21 protein-coding genes are annotated in these 25,271 nt (G+C 59.5%); 15 read left to right on the top strand and 6 right to left on the bottom strand.

Annotated elements, in window-relative coordinates:
- Window positions 1-4 precede the first annotated feature (4 nt).
- Entirely contained in the window at window positions 5-208 is a 204-nt protein-coding gene (locus tag ACJ8IJ_RS02540; protein WP_048323972.1) for a type II toxin-antitoxin system HicA family toxin, read from the bottom strand.
- A gap of 163 nt (window positions 209-371) precedes the next feature.
- On the bottom strand, window positions 372-4,343 hold the full coding sequence (putA, locus tag ACJ8IJ_RS02535; protein WP_234722540.1) for a trifunctional transcriptional regulator/proline dehydrogenase/L-glutamate gamma-semialdehyde dehydrogenase: 3,972 nt from the start codon (window positions 4,341-4,343) through the stop codon (window positions 372-374).
- Between the two features lie 570 nt (window positions 4,344-4,913).
- Between putA and putP the strand changes: the two genes are divergently transcribed.
- The 6 genes from putP (at window position 4,914) to lpxO (ending at window position 12,599) form a co-directional block, all read left to right on the top strand.
- Window positions 4,914-6,398, top strand: coding sequence for a sodium/proline symporter PutP (putP, locus tag ACJ8IJ_RS02530; protein WP_015378228.1), 1,485 nt, complete (start codon window positions 4,914-4,916; stop codon window positions 6,396-6,398).
- A gap of 243 nt (window positions 6,399-6,641) precedes the next feature.
- The gene (gene efeU, locus ACJ8IJ_RS02525; RefSeq protein WP_004934730.1) at window positions 6,642-7,487 is read left to right on the top strand and encodes an iron uptake transporter permease EfeU; all 846 of its coding nucleotides are present in this window, start codon (window positions 6,642-6,644) and stop codon (window positions 7,485-7,487) included.
- 20 nt (window positions 7,488-7,507) lie between these two features.
- Window positions 7,508-8,644, top strand: coding sequence for an iron uptake system protein EfeO (gene efeO, locus ACJ8IJ_RS02520; protein ID WP_004934728.1), 1,137 nt, complete (start codon window positions 7,508-7,510; stop codon window positions 8,642-8,644).
- Between the two features lie 11 nt (window positions 8,645-8,655).
- Window positions 8,656-9,954: an iron uptake transporter deferrochelatase/peroxidase subunit gene (gene efeB / locus ACJ8IJ_RS02515; RefSeq protein WP_442518239.1), complete on the top strand. Its 1,299-nt coding sequence runs from the start codon at window positions 8,656-8,658 to the stop codon at window positions 9,952-9,954.
- 718 nt (window positions 9,955-10,672) lie between these two features.
- Entirely contained in the window at window positions 10,673-11,461 is a 789-nt protein-coding gene (gene phoH / locus ACJ8IJ_RS02510; protein ID WP_004934726.1) for a phosphate starvation-inducible protein PhoH, read from the top strand.
- Window positions 11,462-11,696: 235 nt separating this feature from the next.
- Window positions 11,697-12,599 carry a lipid A hydroxylase LpxO gene (gene lpxO / locus ACJ8IJ_RS02505; protein WP_021504035.1) on the top strand — a complete coding sequence of 301 codons (903 nt, stop codon included), beginning with the start codon at window positions 11,697-11,699 and terminating at the stop codon, window positions 12,597-12,599.
- Between the two features lie 37 nt (window positions 12,600-12,636).
- On the opposite strand, the gene chaA is transcribed toward lpxO, so the two are convergent.
- Together chaA and ACJ8IJ_RS02495 are read right to left on the bottom strand one after the other, a co-directional pair.
- Window positions 12,637-13,740 (bottom strand): sodium-potassium/proton antiporter ChaA, encoded by a 1,104-nt coding sequence (gene chaA, locus ACJ8IJ_RS02500; protein WP_004934723.1) that lies wholly within the window; start codon window positions 13,738-13,740, stop codon window positions 12,637-12,639.
- Window positions 13,741-14,034: 294 nt separating this feature from the next.
- A complete protein-coding gene (locus ACJ8IJ_RS02495; RefSeq protein ID WP_442518238.1) occupies window positions 14,035-14,853 on the bottom strand; it encodes a siderophore-interacting protein in 819 nt (272 codons plus the stop codon).
- 130 nt (window positions 14,854-14,983) lie between these two features.
- Between ACJ8IJ_RS02495 and chaB the strand changes: the two genes are divergently transcribed.
- From chaB to cbl, 3 genes are all read left to right on the top strand, one after another.
- Complete coding sequence (chaB, locus tag ACJ8IJ_RS02490) at window positions 14,984-15,211, top strand: putative cation transport regulator ChaB (RefSeq protein WP_004934720.1); 228 nt, start codon at window positions 14,984-14,986, stop codon at window positions 15,209-15,211.
- A 252-nt stretch (window positions 15,212-15,463) separates the two neighbouring features.
- Window positions 15,464-16,159 (top strand): gamma-glutamylcyclotransferase, encoded by a 696-nt coding sequence (locus ACJ8IJ_RS02485; protein ID WP_021504033.1) that lies wholly within the window; start codon window positions 15,464-15,466, stop codon window positions 16,157-16,159.
- 301 nt (window positions 16,160-16,460) lie between these two features.
- On the top strand, window positions 16,461-17,414 hold the full coding sequence (gene cbl / locus ACJ8IJ_RS02480) for an HTH-type transcriptional regulator Cbl (RefSeq protein ID WP_442518237.1): 954 nt from the start codon (window positions 16,461-16,463) through the stop codon (window positions 17,412-17,414).
- 45 nt (window positions 17,415-17,459) lie between these two features.
- Here cbl and ACJ8IJ_RS02475 read toward each other — a convergent pair whose 3' ends face one another.
- Together ACJ8IJ_RS02475 and ACJ8IJ_RS02470 are read right to left on the bottom strand one after the other, a co-directional pair.
- Window positions 17,460-17,651 (bottom strand): hypothetical protein, encoded by a 192-nt coding sequence (locus ACJ8IJ_RS02475; protein ID WP_015378216.1) that lies wholly within the window; start codon window positions 17,649-17,651, stop codon window positions 17,460-17,462.
- Window positions 17,641-18,288: a hypothetical protein gene (locus tag ACJ8IJ_RS02470; RefSeq protein WP_049240589.1), complete on the bottom strand. Its 648-nt coding sequence runs from the start codon at window positions 18,286-18,288 to the stop codon at window positions 17,641-17,643. Before ACJ8IJ_RS02470 ends, ACJ8IJ_RS02475 begins: the two co-directional genes overlap by 11 nt.
- A gap of 279 nt (window positions 18,289-18,567) precedes the next feature.
- Between ACJ8IJ_RS02470 and ACJ8IJ_RS02465 the strand changes: the two genes are divergently transcribed.
- From ACJ8IJ_RS02465 to ACJ8IJ_RS02440, 6 genes are all read left to right on the top strand, one after another.
- Window positions 18,568-20,136: an ABC transporter substrate-binding protein gene (locus ACJ8IJ_RS02465; protein ID WP_004934714.1), complete on the top strand. Its 1,569-nt coding sequence runs from the start codon at window positions 18,568-18,570 to the stop codon at window positions 20,134-20,136.
- The gene (locus ACJ8IJ_RS02460) at window positions 20,136-21,191 is read left to right on the top strand and encodes an ABC transporter permease (protein WP_004934713.1); all 1,056 of its coding nucleotides are present in this window, start codon (window positions 20,136-20,138) and stop codon (window positions 21,189-21,191) included. The genes ACJ8IJ_RS02465 and ACJ8IJ_RS02460 overlap by 1 nt, the downstream gene beginning before the upstream one ends.
- Entirely contained in the window at window positions 21,188-22,057 is an 870-nt protein-coding gene (locus tag ACJ8IJ_RS02455) for an ABC transporter permease (RefSeq protein WP_004934710.1), read from the top strand. Before ACJ8IJ_RS02460 ends, ACJ8IJ_RS02455 begins: the two co-directional genes overlap by 4 nt.
- Entirely contained in the window at window positions 22,047-22,889 is an 843-nt protein-coding gene (locus ACJ8IJ_RS02450) for an ABC transporter ATP-binding protein (RefSeq protein WP_004934707.1), read from the top strand. The genes ACJ8IJ_RS02455 and ACJ8IJ_RS02450 overlap by 11 nt, the downstream gene beginning before the upstream one ends.
- Window positions 22,886-23,557: an ABC transporter ATP-binding protein gene (locus ACJ8IJ_RS02445; RefSeq protein WP_004934700.1), complete on the top strand. Its 672-nt coding sequence runs from the start codon at window positions 22,886-22,888 to the stop codon at window positions 23,555-23,557. The genes ACJ8IJ_RS02450 and ACJ8IJ_RS02445 overlap by 4 nt, the downstream gene beginning before the upstream one ends.
- Window positions 23,558-23,689: 132 nt before the next feature.
- Complete coding sequence (locus tag ACJ8IJ_RS02440) at window positions 23,690-25,264, top strand: ABC transporter substrate-binding protein (RefSeq protein WP_442518236.1); 1,575 nt, start codon at window positions 23,690-23,692, stop codon at window positions 25,262-25,264.
- Window positions 25,265-25,271 lie beyond the last annotated feature (7 nt).

Raw genomic sequence — 25,271 nt, 5'->3', positions numbered from 1 at the left:
CCTGTTAACGCGTGGCGATGTGAAGCGCACTTAACTCCGCGTCTTTAAGTATCTGCCGCAGCGTGCCCAGCTTGAGATCTTTCTTTGGATGCGGCACGGTGATGATCAGCGCAAAATCGGGATGTTTGAATTGATGGTGGCTGCCTTTTACCCGCCGCAATACCCAACCGCGGCTTTCCAGCAGCGCAATCAGTTCTGAACTCTTCACGATGTTATTGTCCTTAATCTACACACCATACACACTCTCAGGCAAGAAGATTAATACGCTAACGGCTGACCGGGCTGCGGACAATAAAAAACCCTGCACAAGTGCAGGGTTTGCGTAGCGGTTAGCAAATCAGGCGGCAATGTATTGCCGCCTTGAGGATGCGTTAACCGATGGTCATCAGGCTGGCGTTACCGCCGGCGGCGGCGGTGTTGACGCTCAGCGAACGTTCGATCAGCAGGCGTTCCAACAGGATGTTGGTTTCTCCGTGGGCGAAGCCCTGCACCGAGACGATGGCGCCGCCGCGCTGGGCGATCTGCTCGCACAGGGTGCGCAGCTGGTCGGCATCGCCGTGGTAGATGGCGGCGTCGAACTCGACCTTGTCCTGCTGCCAGTCTTTGCTGAAGGCGATGCGCGCCTGCACATCGTTCGGCAAGCGGCGGAACAGATTGCGCTGCAGTTCCGCTTCCGGCCACAGCGCACAGCTGCCAACCGCCAGCACGGCGGCCAGCTGGATCAGCGCGTCGGCTTCGTTATCCGCCAGGCACAGCACGCGTTCACGCGGCAGCAGGGCATAGGTATTGCGCTCGCCGGTCGGGCCCGGCAGCGGACGTACGGTGCCGCCCTGGCCCAGTTCCGCATAGCGCTGCGCCAATGCCGCCAGTTCGCCTTGTTGGCTGGTGACCGCCCATTTCTCCAGCGATTGCAGCGCACCCAACAGCTGCGGCCGCGCGGTGGCTTCCATCGGGCGCTCTTCGTCCTGGCGGTGCAGCGTGCGTTGCAGCGCGTCGTCCGGACGGTTAGCCAGCAGACGGTACAGGTACAGCGGGCCGCCGGCTTTCGGGCCGGTGCCCGACAGGCCTTCGCCGCCGAACGGCTGCACGCCGACCACTGCGCCGACCATGTTGCGGTTGACGTACAGGTTGCCGACCTTGGCGCGTTCGGTCACCCGGGCGATGGTTTCATCGATACGGGTGTGAATGCCCAGCGTCAGGCCATAACCGGCGGCGTTGATCTGATCGACCAGCGCGTCCAGATTGTTGCGCTGGAAGCGCACCACGTGCAGCACCGGGCCGAAGATCTCTTTTTGCAGCTCGTCAAAGCTGTCGAGCTCGATCAGCGTCGGCTTGATGAAGGTGCCGCGCGCCCACTCTTTCTCATCCTGCGCGCTGCCTTTGGCGGCCTGGTACACCTTGCGGCCTTTGGCGCGCATCGCCTGGATGTGGCGTTCGATGCCGGTTTTGGCTTCGGCGTCGATCACCGGGCCCACGTCGGTGGACAAGCGCTCCGGGTTACCCATGCGGCATTCGGCCATCGCGCCGCGCAGCATTTGCAGCGTGTGCTCGGCCACGTCTTCCTGAATGCACAGGATACGCAGTGCGGAGCAACGCTGGCCGGCGCTGTCGAAGGCGGAGGCCACCACGTCGGTCACCACCTGCTCGGTCAGGGCGGAAGAGTCGACGATCATGGCGTTCAGGCCGCCGGTTTCGGCGATCAGCGGCGTCGGACGGCCTTGCGGATCCAGACGACCGGCGATGCTGCGCTGCAGAATGCCGGCGACGTCAGTGGAGCCGGTAAACATCACGCCGCGGACGCGGGCGTCGTTGACCAGCGTCGAGCCGACGGTTTCACCCTGGCCCGGCAGCAGCTGCAGCACGCCTTGCGGAATGCCGGCTTCCAGCAGGATGCGCACCGCCTGCGCGGCCACCAGCGGCGTTTGCTCGGCCGGTTTGGCCAGCACGCTGTTGCCCGCAGCCAGCGCGGCGGCGATTTGGCCGGTGAAGATCGCCAGCGGGAAGTTCCACGGGCTGATGCAAACCACCGGGCCCAGCGGGCGGTGGCTGTCGTTGGCGAAGTCGTCGCGCACCTGGCCGGCGTAGTAGTGCAGGAAGTCGACCGCTTCACGCACTTCGGCGATGGCGTTGTTGAAGGTTTTACCCGCTTCGCGCACCAGAATGCCCAGCAGGCTTTGCAGCTGGCTTTCCATCAGTTCGGCGGCGCGTTCGAGGATCGCGGCGCGTTCCGTCGGCGGCGTAGCGAACCAAATTGGGCCGGCGGCCGCGGCGGCGTCGAGCGCGCGGCTGACTTCGCCTTCGGTGGCTTCACGCACATAGCCGACCACATCGCCCGGCTCGGCCGGGTTGATCACCGGCTGCTCCACGCCCTGATCCAATTCGGCATCGATGATAGGTTCCGCGCGCCACGGATGGCTGGCGCTGGTGAGCAGGGCGCTGGAGAGCGAGGCCAGACGCTGTTCGTTGGACAGATCCAGACCGCTGGAGTTAACGCGTTTCTCGCCGTACAGCTCGCGCGGCAGCGGGATGCGCGGATGCGGCAGGCCAATTTGACCTTCGCTGGCCGCCAGCGCTTCCACGGCGCTGACCGGATCGGCCACCAGCTCGTCGAGCGGCAGGGTGGCGTCGGCGATGCGGTTGACGAACGAGGTGTTGGCGCCGTTTTCCAGCAGGCGACGCACCAGGTAAGCCAGCAGCGTTTCATGGGTGCCGACCGGCGCGTAGATGCGGCAAGGGCGGTTCAGTTTGCCGTCGGCCACTTTACCCACCACCTGCTCGTACAGCGGCTCACCCATGCCGTGCAGGCACTGGAATTCATACTGGCCAGGGTAGTAGTTGTTGCCGGCCAGGTGATAGATGGCGCTCAACGTATGGGCGTTGTGGGTCGCGAACTGCGGATAGATCAGGTTCGGCACCGACAGCAGCTTGCGGGCGCAGGCCAGGTAGGAAACGTCGGTGTACACCTTGCGGGTGTAGACTGGGTAGCCTTCCAGGCCGTCCATCTGGGCGCGTTTGATTTCGCTGTCCCAGTAGGCGCCTTTCACCAGACGGATCATCAGGCGGCGGCGGCTGCGTTGCGCCATGTCGATCACCGCGTCGATGGCGAACGGACAGCGTTTCTGATAGGCCTGGATCACGAAGCCGATGCCGTTCCAGCCGGCCAACTGCGGCTCGAAGCACAGTTTCTCCAGCAGATCGAGCGAGATCTCCAGGCGATCGGCCTCTTCGGCGTCGATATTGATGCCGATATCGTACTGACGTGCCTGCAGGGTCAGCGACAGCAGGCGCGGGTAAAGCTCTTCCATGACGCGTTCGTACTGCGCGCGGCTGTAGCGCGGGTGCAGGGCGGACAGCTTGATGGAGATGCCGGGGCCTTCATAGATGCCGCGGCCGTTGGAGGCTTTGCCGATGGCGTGGATCGCCTGCTGGTAGGAAACCAGGTAGGCCTGAGCATCGGCTTCGGTCAGGGCGGCTTCGCCCAGCATGTCGTAGGAGTAGCGGAAGCCTTTTTCTTCCAGCTTGCGCGCGTTGGCCAGCGCTTCGGCGATGGTTTCGCCGGTCACGAACTGTTCGCCCATCAGGCGCATCGCCATGTCCACGCCTTTGCGGATCAGCGGTTCGCCGCTCTTGCTGATGATGCGGTTCAGCGATCGGGACAGATTGGCTTCGTTATGCGTGGACACCAGCTTGCCGGTAAACAGCAGGCCCCAGGTCGCGGCGTTGACGAACAGCGACGGGCTGCGCCCCAGGTGCGAATGCCAGTTGCCGTTGCTGATCTTGTCGCGGATCAGGGCATCGCGGGTCGGTTTGTCCGGAATGCGCAGCAGCGCTTCCGCCAGGCACATCAGCGCCACGCCCTCCTGCGAGGAGAGGGAGAACTCTTGCAGCAGGCCTTGCACCATGCCGGCGCGGCCGTTTGCACTTTTTTGGTTACGCAATTTCTCGGCGATGCCATAGGCCATTTTATGAGTAGCCTGTGCAAGATCGGCGGGTAATCGCGCCTGTTCGAGCAACATCGGCACCGCTTCGGTCTCCGGGCGGCGATAGGCGGCGGTGATGGCGGCGCGGGTCACCGACTGCGGCAGAATTTGTTCGGCGAAATCGAGGAATGGCTGGTGTGACTCTTCCTGCGCTTGCGGCATAATGTCGTCCGCTTCAGGCTGGCCCGCTGCGGCCAGCGCTGGAATTTCAGGGATATCGGTACCGCTCTCGAGACGCTCGAGGTAATTAAAGATGGCCTGCTTGATGAGCCAGTGCGGCGTGCGATCGATGCGCTGCGCGGCGCTCTTGATCCGGTCGCGTGTTGCCTCGTCGAGTTTCACACCCATTGTGGTAGTGCCCATGCCTGTCCAACTCCTGTGTTTAGAACCTATCCCATCAGGCTAGACAAACAGCAGGCCGGAAAGCCTGTTGGGATAGGTTCGTGAGATGTGTGGGTTAAGAATGCAGACAATATCCTGCATGTTGCAACTTTGTGCAACCTTGTTAAATCAGGCTGATGAGCGAAGTGTGAGTTTCATCGATTTTTTAACACGGGCAGTTGGCATGAATGTTGCGTTATTGAGCGAATGCGGCGGGGTTTATTACGTCGCAGGCGCTTTACCCTGCGGTATATAAGGGTAATGGCAAGGTGCAACTCATTTTACTTGTCGTGAGTGCAACCTTTGAGCCCGGTAAATGTGACGCAGGGTAAACTTTGTGTAACTTTGTTGTTAAATATCTTGTTGGTTGATGAAAGGCTCATCTAGGATAACCGACGGTCAACAATTACGGGCAGAAACTATTTTACCTGCACTCGCTCGCAGGCTGCGCCACGTTCCGGCGCGGCGGCCAGTGAAATGCATTGCGCGTGGGTTTACCGGCGCCGGCTTGGCCGGAGCGAAACGCGAATAATAATGAAAGTGGAGAATTAAATGACAATGAGCACACCTATGCTGGTGACCTTCCTGGTGTACATTTTCGGGATGGTGCTGATCGGCCTGCTTGCCTACCGGGCAACCAACAACTTTGATGATTATATTCTCGGCGGCCGCAGTTTGGGCAGCGTGGTGACCGCGCTGTCCGCCGGGGCTTCCGACATGAGCGGCTGGCTGCTGATGGGCCTGCCGGGCGCCATCTTCCTCTCCGGCATCTCCGAAAGCTGGATCGCCATCGGTCTGACCATCGGCGCTTACCTGAACTGGAAGCTGGTGGCAGGAAGGCTGCGCGTGCATACCGAAGCCAACAACAACGCCCTGACGCTGCCGGACTATTTCACCAGCCGTTTTGAAGACAACAGCAAGCTGCTGCGGGTGATCTCGGCCATCGTCATTCTGGTGTTCTTCACCATTTACTGCGCCTCCGGCATCGTGGCCGGCGCGCGCCTGTTCGAAAGCACCTTCGGCATGAGCTACGAAACCGCCCTGTGGGCCGGCGCCGCGGCGACCATCCTGTATACCTTTATCGGCGGTTTCCTGGCGGTGAGCTGGACCGACACCGTACAGGCCAGCCTGATGATTTTCGCGCTGATCCTGACGCCGGTGATCGTGATCTTCGCCGTCGGCGGCATCGATACCTCGATGCTGGTGATCCAGGCGAAGAATCCGGCCAACCTCGACATGCTGAAGGGGCTGAACTTCGTCGCCATCCTGTCGCTGCTGGGTTGGGGCCTGGGCTACTTCGGCCAGCCGCACATCCTGGCGCGTTTCATGGCAGCGGATTCTCACCGCACCATCCGCAGCGCGCGCCGCATCAGCATGACCTGGATGATCCTGTGCCTGGCCGGGACCATCGCCGTCGGTTTCTTCGGTATCGCTTACTTCGCCAATAACCCGGATCAGGCCGGTAACGTGTCGCAGAACGGCGAACGCGTGTTCATCGAACTGGCGATGTTGCTGTTCAACCCATGGGTGGCGGGTGTGCTGCTGTCGGCGATTCTGGCGGCGGTCATGAGCACCCTGAGCTGCCAGCTTCTGGTGTGCTCCAGCGCGATCACCGAAGACCTGTACAAGGCGTTCCTGCGCAAGGGCGCCAGCCAGCGTGAGCTGGTGTGGGTCGGCCGCGTGATGGTGCTGGTAGTGGCGTTGATCGCCATCGCCTTGGCGGCCAACCCGGAGAACCGCGTGCTGGGCCTGGTGAGTTATGCCTGGGCCGGTTTCGGTGCCGCCTTCGGCCCGGTTGTGCTGATCTCGGTAATGTGGTCGCGCATGACCCGCAACGGTGCGCTGGCCGGCATGCTGGTCGGTGCGGTGACGGTGATCGTCTGGAAACAGTACGAATGGCTGGGCCTGTACGAAATCATCCCTGGCTTCATCCTGGGTTGCCTGGCCATTGTGGTGGTGAGCCTGATGGGCCGCCAGCCATCCTCAACCATGACCGAACGTTTCGATCAGGCGGAAGCCGAATACAAAACGGTATAACGCCGTTTGATGTCAGTCGGCAAGGGGCGCGCAGAGCGCCCCTTCTTTTTGCCTGTTTGCCCGTCATTCGGCTGTAACACCTGGCGACATTTGATTAGAAAAAATCACGCTTGTGCCTCTTGTATTTCTTTTTGCCAGAATGATAATCACTCTCGTTGTATTTTACGTTTCTTTACATACTCGCCGCGGCTCATTTCGAGCCGGTTTTCTCTGCCGCCGCGGTCTTTTCAGGGGTGATTGGTTATGTTCGTTCCCTTTCTTATCATGTTCCGTGAGGGGCTGGAGGCCGCGCTGATCGTCAGCCTGATCGCCAGCTACCTGAAGCGCACGCAGCGCAGCCAATGGCTGGGCGCGGTGTGGATCGGCGTGATTGTCGCCGCGGCGCTGTGTCTGGCGCTCGGCATCTTCATCAATGAGACCACCGGCGAGTTCCCGCAGAAACAGCAAGAGCTGTTCGAAGGCATCGTGGCGGCGGTGGCGGTGCTGATCCTCACCTATATGGTGTTCTGGATGCGTAAGGTGTCCAAATCGGTCAAGGTGCATCTGGAAGGGGCTATCGATCAGGCGCTCAGCGCCGGTAAAGGGCAGGGGTGGGCGCTGGTGGCGATGGTGTTCTTCGCCGTGGCGCGCGAAGGGCTGGAGTCGGTGTTCTTCCTGCTGGCGGCGTTCCAGCAAGACGTGGGCGCCGCGGCGCCGATCGGCGCGGTGCTCGGCCTGGTGGCCGCCATCGTGCTGGGCATGATGATTTACTGGGGCGGGGTGAAGCTGCACCTGGCCAAATTCTTCAAATGGACCAGCCTGTTCATTCTGTTCGTCGCCGCCGGCCTGGCCGCCGGGGCGATCCGCGCCTTCCACGAAGCCGGTCTGTGGAACCACTTCCAGGACATCGCCTTCGATTTCAGCAACACCCTGTCGACCCATTCGCTGTTCGGCACCCTGCTGGAAGGCATTCTCGGTTACCAGGAGGCGCCGACGGTCAGCGAAGTGGCGGTCTACTTCCTGTATCTGATCCCGGCGCTGATTTTCTTTTTCCTGCCGCAGCGCGCGGAGCCGGCAGCGGCCCCGGCGCAACGTAAAATCAATCATTAATGTTTAATAGGGAATCTCGTATGTCTACTCCGTTATTTCGCCGCAAGGCGTTGCACGCAGCATTACTGGCTATCCCGGCGTTTGCGCTGAGCATCGACGCCTTGGCGGCGGACGTGCCGCAGGTCAAGGTTACGGTTAACGACAAGCAGTGCGAACCGATGCAACTGACGGTCCCGGCCGGCAAGACGCAGTTTGTGGTGCACAACACCAGCCAGAAAAACGTCGAATGGGAAATCCTGAAAGGGGTGATGGTGGTGGAAGAGCGCGAGAACATCGCGCCGGGCTTTACCCAGAAAATGACCGCCACGCTGGAAGCGGGCGAATATGACATGACCTGCGGGCTGCTGAGCAATCCGAAAGGCAAACTGACTGTCACCGCAGCGGCCAACGGCGCCACCGACGGCAAGCCGAACGCGCTGGACCTGGTCGGCCCGATCGCTGAATACAAGGTTTACGTCACCAAAGAAGTCGATGGGTTGGTGAAACAGACCAAGCTGTTTACCGACGCGGTAAAGGCCGGCAACGTGGAGCAGGCGCGCAAGCTGTATGCGCCGACCCGCCAGCACTATGAGCGCATTGAGCCGATCGCCGAGCTGTTCTCCGATCTGGACGGCAGCATCGACGCCCGTGAAGACGACTACGAGAAGAAAGCGGCGGACCCGAACTTCACCGGCTTCCACCGTCTGGAGAAGGCGCTGTTTGCCGACAACTCCACCAAAGACATGGGCCAATATGCCGATCGTCTGTATCACGACACCGTTGAGCTGCAAAAGCGCGTGAGTGAACTGACCTTCCCGCCGAGCAAGGTGGTGGGCGGCGCAGCCGGGCTGATCGAAGAGGTGGCGGCCAGCAAGATCAGCGGTGAAGAAGACCGTTACAGCCGCACCGATTTGTGGGACTTCCAGGCCAACGTCGACGGCGCGCAAAAGATAGTCAATCTGCTGCGCCCGCTGCTGGTTAAGGCCAATAAGCCGCTGCTGGACAAAATCGACGCCAACTTCAAAACCGTGGACACCATTTTGGCGAAGTACCAAACCAAAGAGGGTTATGAGTCCTATGAGAAGCTGACCGATGCCGATCGCAATGCGTTGAAAGGGCCGATCACCACGCTGGCGGAAGATCTTTCCCAGCTGCGCGGCGTATTGGGTCTGGACTGAGGCATACGGTTATGAGCAACAAGGCAGGCCCGAATAACGGGCCGCATCCGCAATCGCAGGGGGCGGCATCGCCTTCGCGCCGCCGTTTGCTGCAAGGGCTGGGGCTGGGCGCGCTGGCGCTGGGCGGCAGCCGCCTGGCGCAGGCGGCGGGTAACGCGGCGGAGCCGTTGGCGACGCCGCAGGATGAGCGCTGGCAGAAACAGCCGTTTTATGGCCGCCATCAGGCCGGGGTGCTGACGCCGCAACAGGCGGCGATGATGCTGGTGGCGTTCGATGTGCTGGCGACCGACAAAGCGGGGCTGGAGCGCCTGTTCCGGCTGCTGACCGATCGCATCGCCTTCCTGACCCACGGCGGCAAGGCGCCGGAGGTGGACGCCAAGCTGCCGCCGCTCGATTCCGGCATCATGGGGCCGGAGATTTACCCGGACAACCTGACCATCACCGTCTCGGTCGGCGCATCGCTGTTTGATGAACGCTTTGGTCTGCAGGCGCAAAAGCCGCTGCGGTTGCAGAAAATGACCCGCTTCCCCAACGATGCGTTGGACACCGCGCTTTGCCACGGCGACCTGCTGTTGCAGATCTGCGCCAACACCAACGAAACGGTGATTCACGCGCTGCGCGACATCATTAAGCATTCGCCGGATCTGCTCAGCGTGCGCTGGAAGCGGGAGGGGTTCATCTCCGCGCACGCGGCGCGCAGCAAAGGCAAAGAGACGCCGATCAACCTGTTGGGTTTCAAAGACGGCACTGCGAACCCGAAAACCGACGACAAACCGCTGATGGATAAGGTGGTGTGGGTCGGCGACAACGTCGGTGAGCCGGCGTGGACGGCGGGCGGCAGCTATCAGGCGGCGCGCATTATTCGTTTTCGCGTCGAGTTTTGGGATCGCACGCCGCTGCAGGAGCAGGAAACCATCTTCGGCCGCGAGAAGCACAGCGGGGCGCCGCTGGGCATGAAGCGTGAACATGACGAGCCGGACTACGCGAACGATCCCGACGGCAAGGTGATCCCGATGGATGCGCACATCCGGCTGGCTAATCCTCGCACGCCGGAAAGCCAAAGCAACTTGATGCTGCGGCGCGGCTACAGCTATTCCCTTGGCGTCTCCAATGCCGGCCAGCTGGAAATGGGGCTGCTGTTCGTCTGCTATCAGGCCGATCTGGAGAAAGGCTTCCTGACGGTGCAAAAAAGGCTGAACGGCGAAGCGCTGGAGGAATACATCAAGCCGATTGGCGGCGGGTATTTCTTCGTATTGCCGGGCGTGAAAGAGGGCAGCGATTATCTGGCCAGCGGCCTGCTCAAGGCCTGAAGCCGGAATAACGAGGCGGGATCTTCCGCCTCGTTTTACGTTTGTCTTACCCGCTGCAGGGGGGCAGTTAACGATGAAACGCAATTCAATGCTTCGCCAGCAGATAAAAAAACACCCATCTCTGCTGCTTTTGATAGCGCAAAATTTAATCGGGAAACCAAAGTGTCATTCGCGGTTTTTAATTGTAACCAGTTGAAATTTATATGTTAAAAATTTTTATGGAATGACGTGTTGCGCGTGATATAGTGTTTTAGCGATAACTAAAAACAAAACATATAAAATTTTTTTACATTTTAGTAACGCGACAGGATTGAATGTCATTATACTGTAATCATCTGGCGGTAGTTTTCACACGGTGCACAGCTTGAAGCTGTAAATATCACTGCGGGGATCGCTAATGGTAAAGTCCTTGGTTGGGCTGGAAAGAAAAAATAACACATCTCCCCTGATTTCTCGTTGTAACGAGGGTTCTCTCTCCGACTCTCTTTTACCGGCAACTCCGCACCCTTATCGCTACCGAATCTCATCACTTTTTACTCCACGTTTATTGATGCAGTCCGCGTTGTCCCGTGAAGACACGGCGCTTAAGCGTTGCCGTCGATTCACTTTGTCCCTTGGCTCTTATTGGCTCGGAGGAGGCCAAAACCTAATACGTGTGTGAAACATAATCGCGCGGCCTGGCCGTTGCGGTAGGTGAAACAAACTGTAAGGTGCCACTATGGGTAGACAGAAAGCAGTGATCAAAGCACGTCGTGAAGCGAAACGCGTTATTCGTCGTGACGCTCGTAGTCATCGCCAGCTGGAAGAAGAGTCTGTGACCTCGCTGGTGCAAATGGGGGGAGTCGAGTCTATCGGCATGGCGCGAGACAAGCGCGATAGCTCACCCATCGAGGCTAGAACCGAAGCTCAGGGTCATTACTTATCAGCCATAGAGAATAAGCAGCTGATCTTCGCCACCGGCGAAGCCGGCTGTGGCAAAACATTTATCAGCGCCGCCAAGGCGGCGGAGGCGCTGATCCATAAAGAGGTGGACCGGATTATCGTTACCCGTCCTGTTTTGCAGGCGGATGAGGACCTCGGTTTCTTACCGGGGGATATCGCCGAGAAATTCGCGCCTTATTTCCGCCCGGTGTATGACATTCTGGTGCGCCGTTTGGGATCTTCCTTTATGCAGTACTGCCTGCGCCCGGAAATCGGCAAGGTAGAGATTGCGCCGTTCGCTTATATGCGCGGGCGCACCTTCGAAAATGCGGTCGTTATCCTGGATGAAGCCCAGAACGTGACCGCCAGCCAGATGAAAATGTTCCTGACCCGCCTGGGGGAAAACGTGACGGTTATCGTTAACGGCGACGTGACCCAGTGCGACTTGCCGCGCGGCGTGAAATCCGGTCTCAGCGATGCCCTGGAGCGCTTCGAAGAGGACGAGATGATCGGCGTTATCCGCTTTGAAAAACAGGACTGCGTACGCTCCGCTTTGTGCCAGCGCACGCTCAACGCTTACAGTTAACCTACCCGCTACTGAAAAGGCCGCTTCGGCGGCCTTTTTTATCGCCGCCTATTTACCATTTCGTTTAACCTTTGTGTAAATTATTGTGGTTATTTGTATAGATTTTCGTTGAGTTAGCGTTAATGATTAATGGGTTCCAGATTGGCGCGCAATTTGCGTGCGGCGCCAAAAGGACACTATCTGGGGTGTGCGCCGCGCGGCGCATAGCGTGTGGGTTCTTTGATGCGATTCAAACATGAAATACATCATTCTGCTTTTGCTTATTTTATGCGTCGTCTATGTGCATTACCGCGGGCGGGTGCGCTACAACGTGTGGCGGCAGCTGTCTGACCATTCCACCTTTACCGCACCGTTGAACGTCTTCATGTATCTGTTTTCCCGTGTGCCGACTACGCCGTACCTGAAGCCGGAGCAATTTCCTGAGCTGACGGTACTGCGGGAGAACTGGGAAACCATCCGCGACGAAGGACAGAAGCTGATGGAGATCCAGCAGATCAAAGCGTCCGATCAATTCAACGACGCCGGTTTCAACTCGTTCTTCAAGACCGGTTGGAAACGCTTTTATCTGAAATGGTATGAGGACAGCCATCCCTCCGCCATGACCCTGTGCCCGCAGACCACGGAACTGCTGCGCAGCCTGCCTTCGGTCAAGGCGGCGATGTTCGCCGAACTGCCGGACGGCAGCCGTTTGCCGCGCCACCGTGACCCTTACGCCGGTTCGCTGCGTTATCACCTGGGGCTGATTACCCCCAATGATGACCGCTGCTTCATTGAGGTGGACGGTGAGCGCTACAGCTGGCGCGATGGTGAAGGGGTGATGTTCGATGAAACCTATCTGCACTACGCGGAAAACCAGAGCGGGCAGAATCGTCTGATCCTGTTCTGCGACATCGAACGGCCGATGCGCTACCGCTGGGCGCAGGCGGTAAATCACTGGCTGGGGCGCAACCTGATGAGCGCCGCCACGGCGCCGAATGAAGAGGGCGATCGCACCGGCGGCGTCAACAAGATGTTCAAATACATCTATGCAATTCGCCGGGTGGGGAAACGGCTGAAGGCCTGGAACCGCACCGGTTATTACATCATCAAGTGGATTTTGTTCGGGGGGATCGCCGCGGCGATATTCTTCTCGGTATAAACGAAGGCAGGGGCGCACAGAGTGCGCCCCTTTTTGATCAGGCGAAGATAGTCATCATGTAGGCGGCGAACAGCGCCAGGTGGGCGGTGCCGTTCAGCACGTTGGTGCGGCCGGTCGAGAACGACAGCTGGCACAGCAGCAACACCGTCAACATCACCACGATATGCGGCGTTTGCAGGCCGAAGATCAGCGTCTGCCCGGTCAGGGTAGCGATGATGGTCACCGCCGGCACCGTCAGGGAGATGGTCGCCAGCACCGAACCGAAGAACAGGTTCATGGCGCGTTGCACCTGATTGTTCAACACGGCGCGCAGCGCCCCCAGGCCTTCCGGCGAGAGGATAAGCAGCGCCACCAGGAAACCGGTGAACTGCGCCGGCGCGTTCATTTTGGTCAGCAAGCCTTCGAGCGGATTGGCATTGAACTTGGTGACGGCGATAACCGCGATCAGGTGCACGATGAGCCAGGCGGCGTGCCAGGCGCTGCTGTGCGAAGAAGGCTTGCCGTGATGCGGATCGCCATCGTCGTCTTCATGCTCGTACACGAACAGGCTCTGGTGGGTTTTGGTCTGGATCACCAGGAACACGCCATACATGGCGGCGGAGATCAACGCCACCAACAGCGCTTGCCCGGTGCTGAAGTTGCCGCCCGGCAGCGCACTCGGGAACACCAGCACGATCACCGCCAGCGGGAAAATCGCCATCAGATACTGCTTTATGCCGCCGAGGTTGACGTACTGGGTGGCGAACTTGCGCCCGCCGAGCAGCAGCGCGAAGCCGACCAGGCCGGCGGAAACGATCATGATGATGGAGTACAGCGTGTCGCGCATCAGCGCCGGCGCGGCGTCGCCGGTGGCCATCAACGCCGAGATCAGGCTGACTTCGAGGATCACCACCGACAGACTGAGGATCAGCGAGCCATAGGGCTCGCCCAGTCGGTGGGCGAGCACGTCGGCGTGGCGCACCACGCTGAAGGCGCTGCTGAGGATCCCCACCAGCGCGAGAATATTGATGCCGACGATCAGCGGAAAGTTAGCGGTGCTGCCCCATAAATTCAACACCACCAGCGCGGCGATGGGGAAGATCAGCGAGTATTCGGTGTGGCGAGATTTGGTGGATCGGCCAGGATCGTGTTGCGACTTCATGAGGGTGGCACTCCTTCTCAAACAGCGTAGCCCGTCAGCGCCGGTCGCCGTGATGCGGCAACTCTGCGTTTCCAGTAGGTATTTTATATTAGGATACACCCGCGGCGCCGGTGTGATGTTGTTTTTATCTGAGAAAGCAATTGCTTGCTTTATGTGATCAGAGTAACAAAAAAACCGCACGGGGTGCGGTTTTATTTACTTACTTTTACGCAATAACGTCAATTTACAACGTTAGATTTGAGAAAAGTCGTGTTTACTTATTTAGTTCGTGGTTATTCAAGGAAAATACGACCGCTAGTCGTCAATGTTGTCCATGATTTCATGCCGTTTATTGTGGTAACCCTCTTCATTTAGTCCCTCACGCCAGTAAGGTACGGCATAAAGACGATTACGATCGCATTGGCGTTCGCGGCGCAGGTAACGGCGCAGCCCTACCACCAAACGATCTTCACCGGCCAGCCAAAAATGCGTCTCGCCTTGCGGGAGGGACTGCGCGCGGAACCGAGCGATCAATTCGTCGGTTTTCTCCGTGCCGCCGACGATCCAATTCACCTCAACGCCGGCAGGTTTTTTCAGGTCAATCACGTCGGCAGTGCTGTCGACGCGGATGAAAGCGCGCCCGGCGCCGTGCGGCGGCAGGTTTTCCAGCAGCGCGGCCAGCGCAGGCAGCGAGGAAGGATCGCCTGCCAGACAGTAGAAGTCGGCGGCCGGCAGCATCGGTTTGGGGCCGCCTGGATTGCTGATGCCGATTTTATCGCCGGCTTTCGCCTGACGCGCAAAGTCGACCGCCGGGCCCTGGTGGTCATGGATGGCGAACTCGATGTCCACTTCCGCCTGCTCCGGGCGCACGGCGCGAATGGAATAGGTGCGCACGATCGGGCGCACGGCGTCCGCGGCCCAGCGCGGGCCGTTTTCGGTCAGCGTGGGCAGATCCGGCTGCGTCTGGCCGGCGAGCGGCAAAAAGACTTTGATGTGCGCAGCGGCGGCATTGGCCGGGTAGTAACGCAGGTCGGGAGCGGTAAAGGTGATGCGGCGCAGATGCGGGGTGATGTCCTGTACGGCGCTGACGGCGATCAGGTAGGGGGCGCGTGAGCGGGGGGCTTCGGTAGTCACGAGGATCTCCTTATAGGTCGTTTGGCGGTGAGTATACCATGCCGTTTGATAATGAGAATTGTTTGCTCATTGAGGCGCAACCGCGTGTGAGCTAGGCTTAAGGTTCACGCAATACGCACGGGAGGACGTGATGCCATACCAAGACACGAGCGACTTGCCGGACAATGTAAAGCATGTGCTACCGGAACATGCGCAGGCGATCTATAAAGAAGCGTTCAACAGCGCCTGGCAACAATACCGGGATCCCGACGATCGGCGCGGTGACGACAGCCGGGAGGAGACGGCGCATAAGGTGGCCTGGGCGGCGGTCAAGCAAAGCTATCGCAAGGGCGACGACGAACGCTGGCATAAAAAGTAACGCCTTTATGCCCCGGTAAAAAACGCGCAGACGTTATGCTGACCTCGGCAATTAATATTATTGCTGCTCAGTACAAATACTTTTCCACGTTAACGCCGCTTTGCAACTTGATTGCGCGGCGGGAAAAGAATATGGTCATTATTAATCGGCGCGGTTATTGAATTAATAAAATTCCGCACCAAAAAATAAAATTGCAAAGGTTCAGTAGTGGCGAGGGAGGACGAGAAATCGTATTCCCGGGAGGTTGTAACAGTGTTAACGCGAGATTTTCTGCAAAAAGCGGATTGCAAAACCGCCTTTGGCGCTATTGAGGAGTCGCTGCTGCTGACGCCTGAACAGCGCGCAGCCTCGTTGGAATGCACGTTATCGCGCCGGCCGGATCACAGCCCGGTATGGGTATTCGGTTACGGTTCGCTGATGTGGAATCCGGTTTTCGAATCTGAAGAAGTGCGGCCCGCCATGCTGCAGGGCTGGCATCGGGCGTTCTGCATGCGTTTGACCGCCGGGCGCGGCACGCTGCATCAGCCGGGGCGCATGCTGGCGCTGAAAGAGGGCGGTCAGACCACCGGATTGGCGTTTCGTCTGCCGGAAGGTAAGCTGCGTGAAGAGCTGGAGCTGCTTTGGAAGCGCGAAATGGTGACCGACTGCTACGTGCCGACCTGGTGTGAACTGCAGTTGGATGGCGGAGAGACCGTCACGGCGCTGGTGTTCGTGATGAACGCGCAGCACCCGCTGTTTGAAGCAGACACCAGCCACCAGGTGATCGCGCCATTGATCGCCAGCGCCAGCGGCCCGCTGGGTACCAACGCGCAATACCTGTTTGCGCTGGATAACGAGCTGAAACACCACGGCATGCAGGATGATTGCATCGGCGATCTGGTGCGCTATGTACAGCAGTGGTTGCAACAGAACCGCCCTGGCGCTTTCGGGGCTGAGGCTACCGCCTGAGGCGTTAGCAGGGCAGCAGACACTGAAGGGCTCAGCATGCTGAGCCCTTTTCATATATCTAATACCTCTATTTAATAACTTTATTCTGCATGATGACTTAAGGCTCTTTATTTGTATGGTTATTTATCTCATTATTTTTAAAGCCATTCATCATTTTCCCCCGTCCTCACCCCCCGAGAGCCACGATAAATAATTCACTTAGTATTAAATTGCATAAGTAAAGGTTATTTCTTATTTGTTCAGCCCCGCAGGACTCCGTATCAATATGGCAGACGCTACTGCAAGAAACAGGGAGACGGGGATGAACTTTCAACAATTAAAAATTATTCGCGAATCGGCGCGCTGCAACTACAACCTGACCGAGGTCGCCAATACCTTATTTACTTCGCAGTCCGGCGTCAGTCGGCATATTCGCGAGCTGGAAGAAGAGCTGGGCATTGAAATATTCATTCGCCGCGGCAAGCGGCTGTTGGGCATGACCGAACCCGGCAAAGAGCTGCTGGTGGTAGCTGAACGCATTCTCAACGATGCCAATAACATCCGTCGCCTGGCGGACGTCTTCAGCAGCAACGATTCGGGGCAGCTGCATATCGCGACAACGCACACCCAGGCGCGCTATAGCCTGCCGGGGGTGATCAAAGAGTTTCGCGCGCTTTATCCACGGGTGCGGGTAGTGCTCAATCAGGGCAGCCCGGAGGAGATCGTTTCTATGCTGGCCGCCGGTGAAGCCGATATCGGCATTGCCAGCGAACGGCTGATGAGCGACGAGTCGCTGGCGGCGTTCCCCTACTACCGGTGGCATCACACCATTCTGGTGCCGGAAGGGCACGAGTTGACGCGGCAGCTGCAGGTGACGCTGGAGATGCTCAGCACCTTGCCGCTGATCACTTACCGCCAGGGCATTACCGGCCGCGCGAAGCTGGATGCGGCGTTCAAATCAGCGGGCCTGACGCCGGACATCGCGCTCAGCGCGCAAGATTCCGACGTGATTAAAACCTATGTCGAGCTGGGGTTGGGCGTGGGGGTGCTGGCGGACATGTCGTATGAAAAAGAGCGCGATCGCGGATTGGTCAGCCTCAACGCCGAGCATTTGTTTGAACCCAATACGGTCTGGCTGGGCCTGAAACGCAGCCAGCTGCAGCGCAACTATGCCTGGCGCTTTATTCAGCTGTGCAACCCGACGTTGTCGCTGACCGAAATCAAAGACAAGGTCTTCTCGTCGCAGCTGGATGCGGTGATTGACTACCAGATTTAACAACACGGCATTGCCCTGCAGGATCGCTCGCGGGCTAATGCATGGTCAGTCATCGGTACGTTCGATAAGGTGACGCTTGCTTTTTCTGAACGGGCCGATGGCTTCCCATTCCGGGAGTTCTTCGGCTGGACGTGGGTTAGCCATCTCCCAGCGATGGTATTGACGTAAAATCTCGATGGCGATGCGTTTTTGCTCTTGAATGGAGAGCGTGGGGTCGGTCAGATCCTTATTTTCCATTTTGGCTTCCTTGCTGCTCGTTATTTATACGCACCTTATCACATCTGGCACCGTATTTTTCCAGCGATTGTATGTACTTTTTCAGTGCGTTGAAGCTGGTTTTACATGTCATGGTGCCGGGTATTACTTCAAAGGCGGCCTGACGTGTATACAGTGCTAACACGCGATGATTAATGGCGTGGCTGATAAGTATGTCCGGCGGATACGCCGGCGTCAGCCCCTGCTCTTGCAGGTTCAGCCCATACAGATATAGCGCCTGCAAGCAGTTGCGCAGCATATTGCCTTTCAGGGGATGTTGCGTTTCGCGCAGGGAGAAATTCTCCAGCGCGACAAGTTCGATAACGTTCTCCGCCTGGAGATAACGGCACAGGCAAAAGCCGGCGCGGCTCAGCGGGCTGGCTATTTGCCGGTAGACAAAAGCGAAACTCATCGGCATTTGGACATGATATTTAAACAGAGAGCGCCAATTTAACGTATGGCCGTTTTTTCTGCCTTTTTGCCAGCGCCGGTCTTGTACCGTCAGACGAGTCATAAACAGATTCGACTCAAGCAGCACGCTGTTCATGTCTGCCAGCGTTTGCTCTATCGCTCTCTCATGCAGGAGTGAGCAGCCATTTTCTGATGGATGGTTTGCCATTTGCCCGTCCTTTGGGTGACTGAGCTCACGTTAGTCACCCGATGAAACAGACTCAAACCCCGACTTTCATCGCTGCGAATCGTGCTGCAAAGACAGTAGGCAATTGCCGCGACGTGTCGCGAGAGTGCGACCTGCCGCGCAATCCTTGCCCTAATAATCAAAATCCCATCTATATACATAAAAAGAATATCTATAGTGATTTAAGTACCTTCAGCTGCCGATCGTGCTCGCATACACTCGCAAAATTATTATAAATTCCATCCGCTTGGAGAGTTTCAGATGAAAGCGCTCGTTCCTTCTTTGCTGTTTTTGGCCGTGGCGGCCAGCGTTAACGTACAGGCGGCGACGCCGGCCAACACGCTGGTGATCGCGCAATCTATCGATGACGTGGTCAGCTTTGACCCGGCCCAGGGATTTGAGTTAACCACGGTGCAGTCGTTCAACAGCCTGTATCAACGTCTGATCCAGTCAGATCCGCACAATCCCATCGATCTTAAACCAACCCTGGCCAGCAGCTGGCAGGCCGGCGCCGACGGCCGCAGCCTGACTTTCAGCCTGCGCCCGGACGCCAGGTTCGCCAGCGGCAATCCGCTGCGGCCGGAAGACGTGATCTTCTCGCTTTCACGGGTGGTGAAACTGAATCTGGAGCCGTCATTTATCCTGACGCAGCTGGGCTGGAACGCGAAGAATGTGGAGCAACACCTGAGCAAGGTGGACGAGCACCAGGTAAAAATCAGCTGGAGTGAGAACGTCAGCCCGGCCTTCGTGCTCAGCCTGCTGTCGGCGCCGGTATCCTCGATCGTCGACGCCAAAGAGGCGCTGGCGCACCAGCAGGGCGACGATCTGGGGCATCAATGGTTGAACAGCCACTCCGCCGGCAGCGGCCCTTACAAAATCCGCACCTATGTGCCGCACGAAGTGGTGGTGCTGGACGCCAATCCCGGCTCACCGGAAGGGGCGCCGACGCTGAAAACCATCCTGATCAAAAACGTGCCCGATCCGGCGGCGCGCCGTTTGCTGATCGAGCAGGGCGATGCCGATATCGCACGCAACCTGGGGGCAGACCAGATGGCGGCTCTGAAGGGCAAGCCGGGCGTCAAACCGCTGGCTATTCCTTATGCTTCGCTTTATTTCCTGCAGTTCAATGCCAAGGCGTCGCCGGCGCTCGGCAATCCGGCGTTCTGGGAGGCGGCACGCTGGCTGTTCGATTATCAAGGCATCGCCGACGATCTGCTGAAAGGGCAGTTCCAGAGCCATCAGGCATTCCTGCCGGACGGTTATCTGGGCGCGCTCAAGGACCAGCCGTACAGCTTCAATCCGCAGAAAGCCAAAGAAATACTGGCCAAAGCGGGGCTGAGCAACGTCAGTTTCCGCCTGGACGTCAACAATCAGCCGCCGTATCTGGATATTGCCCAGGCGCTGCAGGCCAGTTTTGCCCAGGGCGGCGTGAAGGTCGAACTGGTGCCGGGCATCAGTTCGCAGGTCTCCACCAAGGTGAAAGCGCTTAACTACGATGCGACGCTGACCTCCTGGGGGCCGGATTACTTCGACCCTAACACCAACGCCGCCGCCTTCGCCTACAACCCGGAAGACGGCAGCAAGACGCTGGCCTGGCGCGCCAACTGGCAGATCCCGGCGCTGAGCAAGCTGACGCTGGCCGCCACTGCGGAAAACGACACCGCCAAACGGGTGGCAGACTACCAGCAACTGCAAAAACAGGTGCAGCAAAGCTCGCCGTTTGTCATCGGCCTGCAGGCACGCAGCCTGATTGCGGTGCGTGACAACCTCAAGGGCTATGTGCAGGGCATCAACCCTGACATGGTGTTCTACAGCAAGGTCAGCAAGTAATGGCCGCTGACCTGTCCGCCGGCGCCGGGGCGGCCCGGCGGTATTGGCGCTGGGGCGGGCGGCTGCTCGGCGGCGCGCTGTCTCTGGCGTTAACGCTGCTCGGCCTGCTGCTGTTCACCTTCATGCTGTCGCACCTGGCGCCGATCGATCCGGCGCTGCAGGTGGCGGGCGATCACGCCAGCGAAGCCACCTATGCGCAGGTGCGGCACGAGCTGGGGTTGGATCAGCCGCTGCCGGTGCAATTTTGGCGTTACCTGGTGCACTTGGCGCACGGCGATTTGGGCATTTCGCGTATTACCGCGCAGCCGGTGTTGAGCGATCTGTTGCGTACCTTCCCGGCGACGGTGGAGCTGGCCACCTGCGCCATTATCCTCGGCGCCCTCGGCGGCATTACGCTGGCGTTTCTGGCGGTGCTCAAACCGGGCAGTTGGCTGGATAACGCGGCGCGTCTGCTGTCGCTGATCGGTTATTCGGTGCCGATTTTCTGGCTGAGCCTGCTCGGGCTGTTGCTGTTCTACGCCACGCTGCATTGGTCGGCGGGGCCGGGGCGGCTGGACGACATTTACTTGTACAGCATGGAGCCGCGCAGCGGTTTCGTGTTGATCGACAGCTGGCTGTCCGGCGATCGTGAAATGTTCTACAACGCCATCGGCCACCTGTGGCTGCCGGTGGTGGCGTTGGCGCTGCTGTCGATGGCGGGCATTACCCGGCTGCTGCGGGCGGCGATGCTGGAAGAGTGCAACAAGGAATACGTGACGCTGGCGCGTTCCAAGGGCGCCGGCCGCCTGCGCATTCTGCTGCGCCATGTGTTTCCCAATGTGCTTGGCACGCTGATCACCGTACTGTCTCTCTCCTACGCCAGCCTGCTGGAGGGCGCGGTATTGACCGAAACGGTGTTCGCCTGGCCCGGCGTCGGGCGTTACCTGACCTCGGCGCTGTTTGCCGCCGACACGCCGGCGATCCTCGGCGCCACGCTGCTGATCGGCACCTGTTTCGTGCTGTTGAATGCGCTGGCCGACGCCTTGACCTATTTAGTGGATCCGCGAACTCGATGAGCCAATATCTCTCTGAACACGAACCGCAAAGCGAGCCAGCCGTCGGTTACCGCCGCGGTCGGCGTCTGACCACGCTGACGCTGGGCGCGGCGCTGGTGGCGATCCTGCTCGTCACCGCGCTGCTGGCTCCGTGGCTGGCGCCTTTCGACCCCAATCTGCAGCATATCGAGCTGCGGTTACTGCCGCCTTCGGCTGCACATTGGCTGGGCACCGACGGCTTTGGCCGCGATTTGCTTTCCCGCGTGATTTACGGCGCGCGGCCGACGCTGATCCTGGTGTCGCTGATTCTGGTGTTGACCATTCCCATCGGCCTGCTGGTCGGCATTTGCGCCGGTTACCTCGGCGGCTGGGTCGAGCGCATTTTGATGCGTCTGACCGATATTTTCCTGTCGCTGCCGAGTCTGGTGATCGCGCTGGCGTTCGTGGCGGTGATGGGGCCGGGGCTGATGAACGGCGCGCTGGCGCTGGCATTGACCAGTTGGCCGGCCTTTGCCCGCCAGGCGCGGGCCGAAACCCTGGCGCTGCGCCGCAGTGACTACCTGGCGGCGGCGCGCATGCAGGGTATCAACGGGTTGCGGCTGATGGTCGGCCACATTTTGCCTTTATGCCTGCCGAGCGCGGTGGTGCGTGCGGCGCTGAGCCTGGGCGGCATCATCCTGTCCGCCGCCGGTCTGGGGTTCCTCGGCATGGGCGTCGCGCCGCCGACCGCCGAATGGGGTTCGATGGTGGCCGAAGGCAGTAAAGTGATTTTCGACCAATGGTGGGTCGCCGCCGCACCAGGCGGGGCGATCCTGTTCGCCAGCCTGGCGTTTAACCTGCTGGGCGATGGCCTGCGCGACAAAATGGATCCTCGTCATGGGCACTGATAACACTTTATTGACCGTCGAACGGCTGGCGATCGGCGTGCCGGGGCCGCAGCCGGCGGCGCTGGTGAAGAATATCTCGTTCAGCATGGGGCGGGAGCGGCTGGCGCTGGTCGGCGAGTCCGGTTCCGGCAAGTCGTTGACCGCGCGTGCGCTGATGGGGCTATTGCCGCCGCCGTTGCAGCTGCAGGCGCAGCGCCTGACGCTGGGCGATGAAGACTTGACGCGCCTGAGCGAACGCCAGTGGAGCCGCCTGCGCGGCGACCGGGTGGCGATGGTGATGCAAGATCCCAAACATGCGCTGAATCCCAATCAGCCGATCGGCCGTCAGGTGGAGGAGCCGCTGGTGCTGCATGCCAAACTGAGCCGCGCCGAGCGGCGTGAAAAGGTATTGGAGATGCTGGCGGCGGTGGGATTGCCCGATCCGGCGGCGCTGTGGGGCCGTTATCCGCATCAGCTCTCCGGCGGCATGGGGCAGCGGGTGATGCTGGCCATTGCGTTGATCAACGATCCGCAGCTGTTGATTGCCGATGAACCGACTTCGGCGCTGGATCACCAGATGCGCGATCAGGTGCTGCAACTGATAGACAATCTGGTGGCGCAACGCAACATGGGGCTGATCCTGATCAGCCACGATTTGCAGCAGGTGGCGCACCACTGCGAGCGGGTGCTGGTGATGTACAAAGGCGAGCTGTTGGATCAACTGCCGGCAGCAGAGCTGGCGCAGGCCACGCATCCTTACACTCGCACGCTGTGGGCGTGCCGGCCGAGCCGCGAGACGCGCGGCAAACCGCTGCCGGTGCTGGACCGCGCGCTGTTGGAGACGTTGAAATGAGCGTAATTGCACTGGAGAACCTGAGCGTCAGTCACCGCCAGGGCTACGAGCTGCGCACCGTGGTACATGAGGTTAACCTGCACATCGAACCGGGTGAGTGTTTCGGGCTGGTGGGGCCTTCCGGCTGCGGCAAGTCCTCGTTGCTGTGGGTGCTGGCCGGGCTGAATGGCAGCTGGCAGGGCGGTTTTGAGCTGCTTGGGCGGCGGCTGCAACCGGGGCAGGCATTTACCGGCGAGCTGAGGCGCGAGGTGCAGATGGTGTTTCAGGATCCCTATGCTTCGCTACACCCCAAGCACCGGCTGTTGCGTACGCTGTCGGAGCCGCTCAAGCTGCTGCAGGAAAGCGATATCGAACGCAAGATCAGCGCGGGCTTTCGCCAGGTGGGGTTGGATCCGCGCCTGCTGGATCGCTACCCGCATCAGCTGTCGGGCGGCCAGCGGCAGCGCGTGGCGATCGTGCGCGCATTGTTGCTGCGGCCTAAGTTGTTGCTGCTGGATGAACCGACTTCGGCGTTGGACATGTCGGTGCAGGCGGAGATCCTCAATCTGCTCAACGAGCTGAAGCAGGCGGGCGAGCTGACCATGGTGCTGGTCAGCCACGATGCGGACGTGATTGACCATATGTGCGATCGTTCGGTGGCAATGGCGCACGGCCGCATCAGCATTTAAACCTGTGCCCGCCAACGCGGCGGGCATATCCATCTTGGTAATAAATAAAGCAATTTATCGTCGTTCTTCTGTTAATTCTTACCCCCTACACTCGAAAAACAGCGCAACCGCGTGATTGTGGAGAGTGTATCGATGAAACGGTTAATTCCAACCTTATTGTATGGCGCGCTGGCGGCCGCTTTCGGTGCGCAGGCTGCCACCCCGCAGGATACCTTGGTGGTGGTCAGTTCGTTGGAGGGCATTATCAGCCTCGATCCGGCGGAGAGCTTTGAAACCGTCAGTTCGGCCAATCTGGTCAACCTCTATCAGCGCCTGGTGGCGCCGGATCGCGCCGCGCCGCAAAAGCTGGCGCCGGATGCGGCAGGCAGTTGGCAAGCGGGCGCCGATGGCCGCAGCCTGACCTTTACCCTGAAACCGCAGCAGCGTTTCGCTTCCGGCAACCCGCTGCGGCCAGAAGATGTGATTTTTTCGCTGGTTCGCGCGGTGAAGCTGAACAAGGCGCCGTCGTTTATTCTCGGCGAGTTTGGCTGGACGCCGGATAACGTTGAGCAACAGCTGAAGAAGGTGGGAGATAACCAGGTGCAACTCAGTTGGCCCGCCAACATCGGCAGCGAGTTGGCGCTGCGGCTGCTGACGGCGAATGTGGCTTCGATCGTGGATGAAAAGCTGTTGAACGAGCACGCGCAGCAGGGGGACTACGGTAACGGCTGGCTGCGCAGCCATTCCGCCGGCGGCGGCCCGTATCGGGTGAACAACTATGTGCCGCATGAAGCGCTGCTGTTTGGCCGTAATGACTACGCTCCGTCGCCGGCAAGGTTGAAAACGGTGTTGTTCAAGAACGTCAGCGACGCCGGTACCCGCCGTTTGCTGTTGCTGAAAGGGGATGCCGACGTGGCCTACGATCTGGGGGCCGACCAGTTCGACTCACTGCGTAACGCGTCTGGCGTGCGCATTGAGCAGGCCGATGCGCCCCGGATCTATTACCTCGGTTTCAACACCGGCAGCAAAGACAATCCGGCGCTGGGCAATCCGGCGTTATGGCAGGCGGCGCGCTGGCTGGTCGATTATCAGAGCATCGCCGAGCAACTGCTGAAAGGGCAATATCGCGTGCATCAAGCCTTCTTGCCGCAGGGATTGGACGGGGCACTCGACGATCGGCCGTTTAAGCTCGACGTGGACAAAGCCAAACAGATCTTGCGCGATGCCGGCATCGCTGAAGGTACGCGCATCGATCTTATCGTCATCAACCAACCGCCGTATACCGACATCGCGCAGGCGCTGCAGGCCAGTTTTGCGCAGGCCGGGCTGCGGTTGGATATCCATCCGGTGGTAGAAAGCGATCTGTGGGGCAAGATGCGCGGCCGCGATTTTCAGGCGATCTTCACCTACTGGGGCGCCGACTACCTGGATCCGAACACCAACGCCAGCGCCTTTGCCTATAACGTGCCCGGTGGGCCGAAAACTCTGGCCTGGCGCACCCAGTGGAACATTCCCGCCATCAGCGCGGAAACGCGCGCCGCGGCTGCGGAAGGGAACAGCGCCGCGCGCAGCGCACGTTACGTCACGTTGCAACGGGAACTGCAGGCCAGTTCGCCGTATGTGGTGGCGCTGCAGGGGCAAACGCTGGTGGCATTGCGAGACAACGTCGAAGGTGCCCGGCTGGATATCGCCAACAGCATGCTGTATCTGGATCGGGTCAACAAGTAGCGGCAAT

Origin of the sequence: Serratia sp. CY40230, from assembly GCF_052168835.1 — a bacterium.
Lineage (GTDB): Bacteria > Pseudomonadota > Gammaproteobacteria > Enterobacterales > Enterobacteriaceae > Serratia > Serratia nematodiphila.
Note: the sequence above shows the minus strand (reverse complement) of the source record. Positions and strands in the feature narration are given on the sequence as shown.

Bases quoted from the DNA above. Each gene is read 5' to 3' on its own strand.
- efeO (WP_004934728.1), top strand. From the start codon at position 7,508: ATGTCTACTCCGTTATTTCGCCGCAAGGCGTTGCACGCAGCATTACTG.
- ACJ8IJ_RS02465 (WP_004934714.1), top strand. From the start codon at position 18,568: ATGAAAGCGCTCGTTCCTTCTTTGCTGTTTTTGGCCGTGGCGGCCAGC.
- ACJ8IJ_RS02470 (WP_049240589.1), bottom strand. From the start codon at position 18,288: ATGGCAAACCATCCATCAGAAAATGGCTGCTCACTCCTGCATGAGAGA.
- cbl (WP_442518237.1), top strand. From the start codon at position 16,461: ATGAACTTTCAACAATTAAAAATTATTCGCGAATCGGCGCGCTGCAAC.
- chaA (WP_004934723.1), bottom strand. From the start codon at position 13,740: ATGAAGTCGCAACACGATCCTGGCCGATCCACCAAATCTCGCCACACC.
- putA (WP_234722540.1), bottom strand. From the start codon at position 4,343: ATGGGCACTACCACAATGGGTGTGAAACTCGACGAGGCAACACGCGAC.
- ACJ8IJ_RS02440 (WP_442518236.1), top strand. From the start codon at position 23,690: ATGAAACGGTTAATTCCAACCTTATTGTATGGCGCGCTGGCGGCCGCT.
- ACJ8IJ_RS02460 (WP_004934713.1), top strand. From the start codon at position 20,136: ATGGCCGCTGACCTGTCCGCCGGCGCCGGGGCGGCCCGGCGGTATTGG.
- chaB (WP_004934720.1), top strand. From the start codon at position 14,984: ATGCCATACCAAGACACGAGCGACTTGCCGGACAATGTAAAGCATGTG.
- efeB (WP_442518239.1), top strand. From the start codon at position 8,656: ATGAGCAACAAGGCAGGCCCGAATAACGGGCCGCATCCGCAATCGCAG.
- ACJ8IJ_RS02450 (WP_004934707.1), top strand. From the start codon at position 22,047: ATGGGCACTGATAACACTTTATTGACCGTCGAACGGCTGGCGATCGGC.
- phoH (WP_004934726.1), top strand. From the start codon at position 10,673: ATGGGTAGACAGAAAGCAGTGATCAAAGCACGTCGTGAAGCGAAACGC.
- putP (WP_015378228.1), top strand. From the start codon at position 4,914: ATGACAATGAGCACACCTATGCTGGTGACCTTCCTGGTGTACATTTTC.
- ACJ8IJ_RS02475 (WP_015378216.1), bottom strand. From the start codon at position 17,651: ATGGAAAATAAGGATCTGACCGACCCCACGCTCTCCATTCAAGAGCAA.
- efeU (WP_004934730.1), top strand. From the start codon at position 6,642: ATGTTCGTTCCCTTTCTTATCATGTTCCGTGAGGGGCTGGAGGCCGCG.
- ACJ8IJ_RS02455 (WP_004934710.1), top strand. From the start codon at position 21,188: ATGAGCCAATATCTCTCTGAACACGAACCGCAAAGCGAGCCAGCCGTC.
- ACJ8IJ_RS02445 (WP_004934700.1), top strand. From the start codon at position 22,886: ATGAGCGTAATTGCACTGGAGAACCTGAGCGTCAGTCACCGCCAGGGC.
- lpxO (WP_021504035.1), top strand. From the start codon at position 11,697: ATGAAATACATCATTCTGCTTTTGCTTATTTTATGCGTCGTCTATGTG.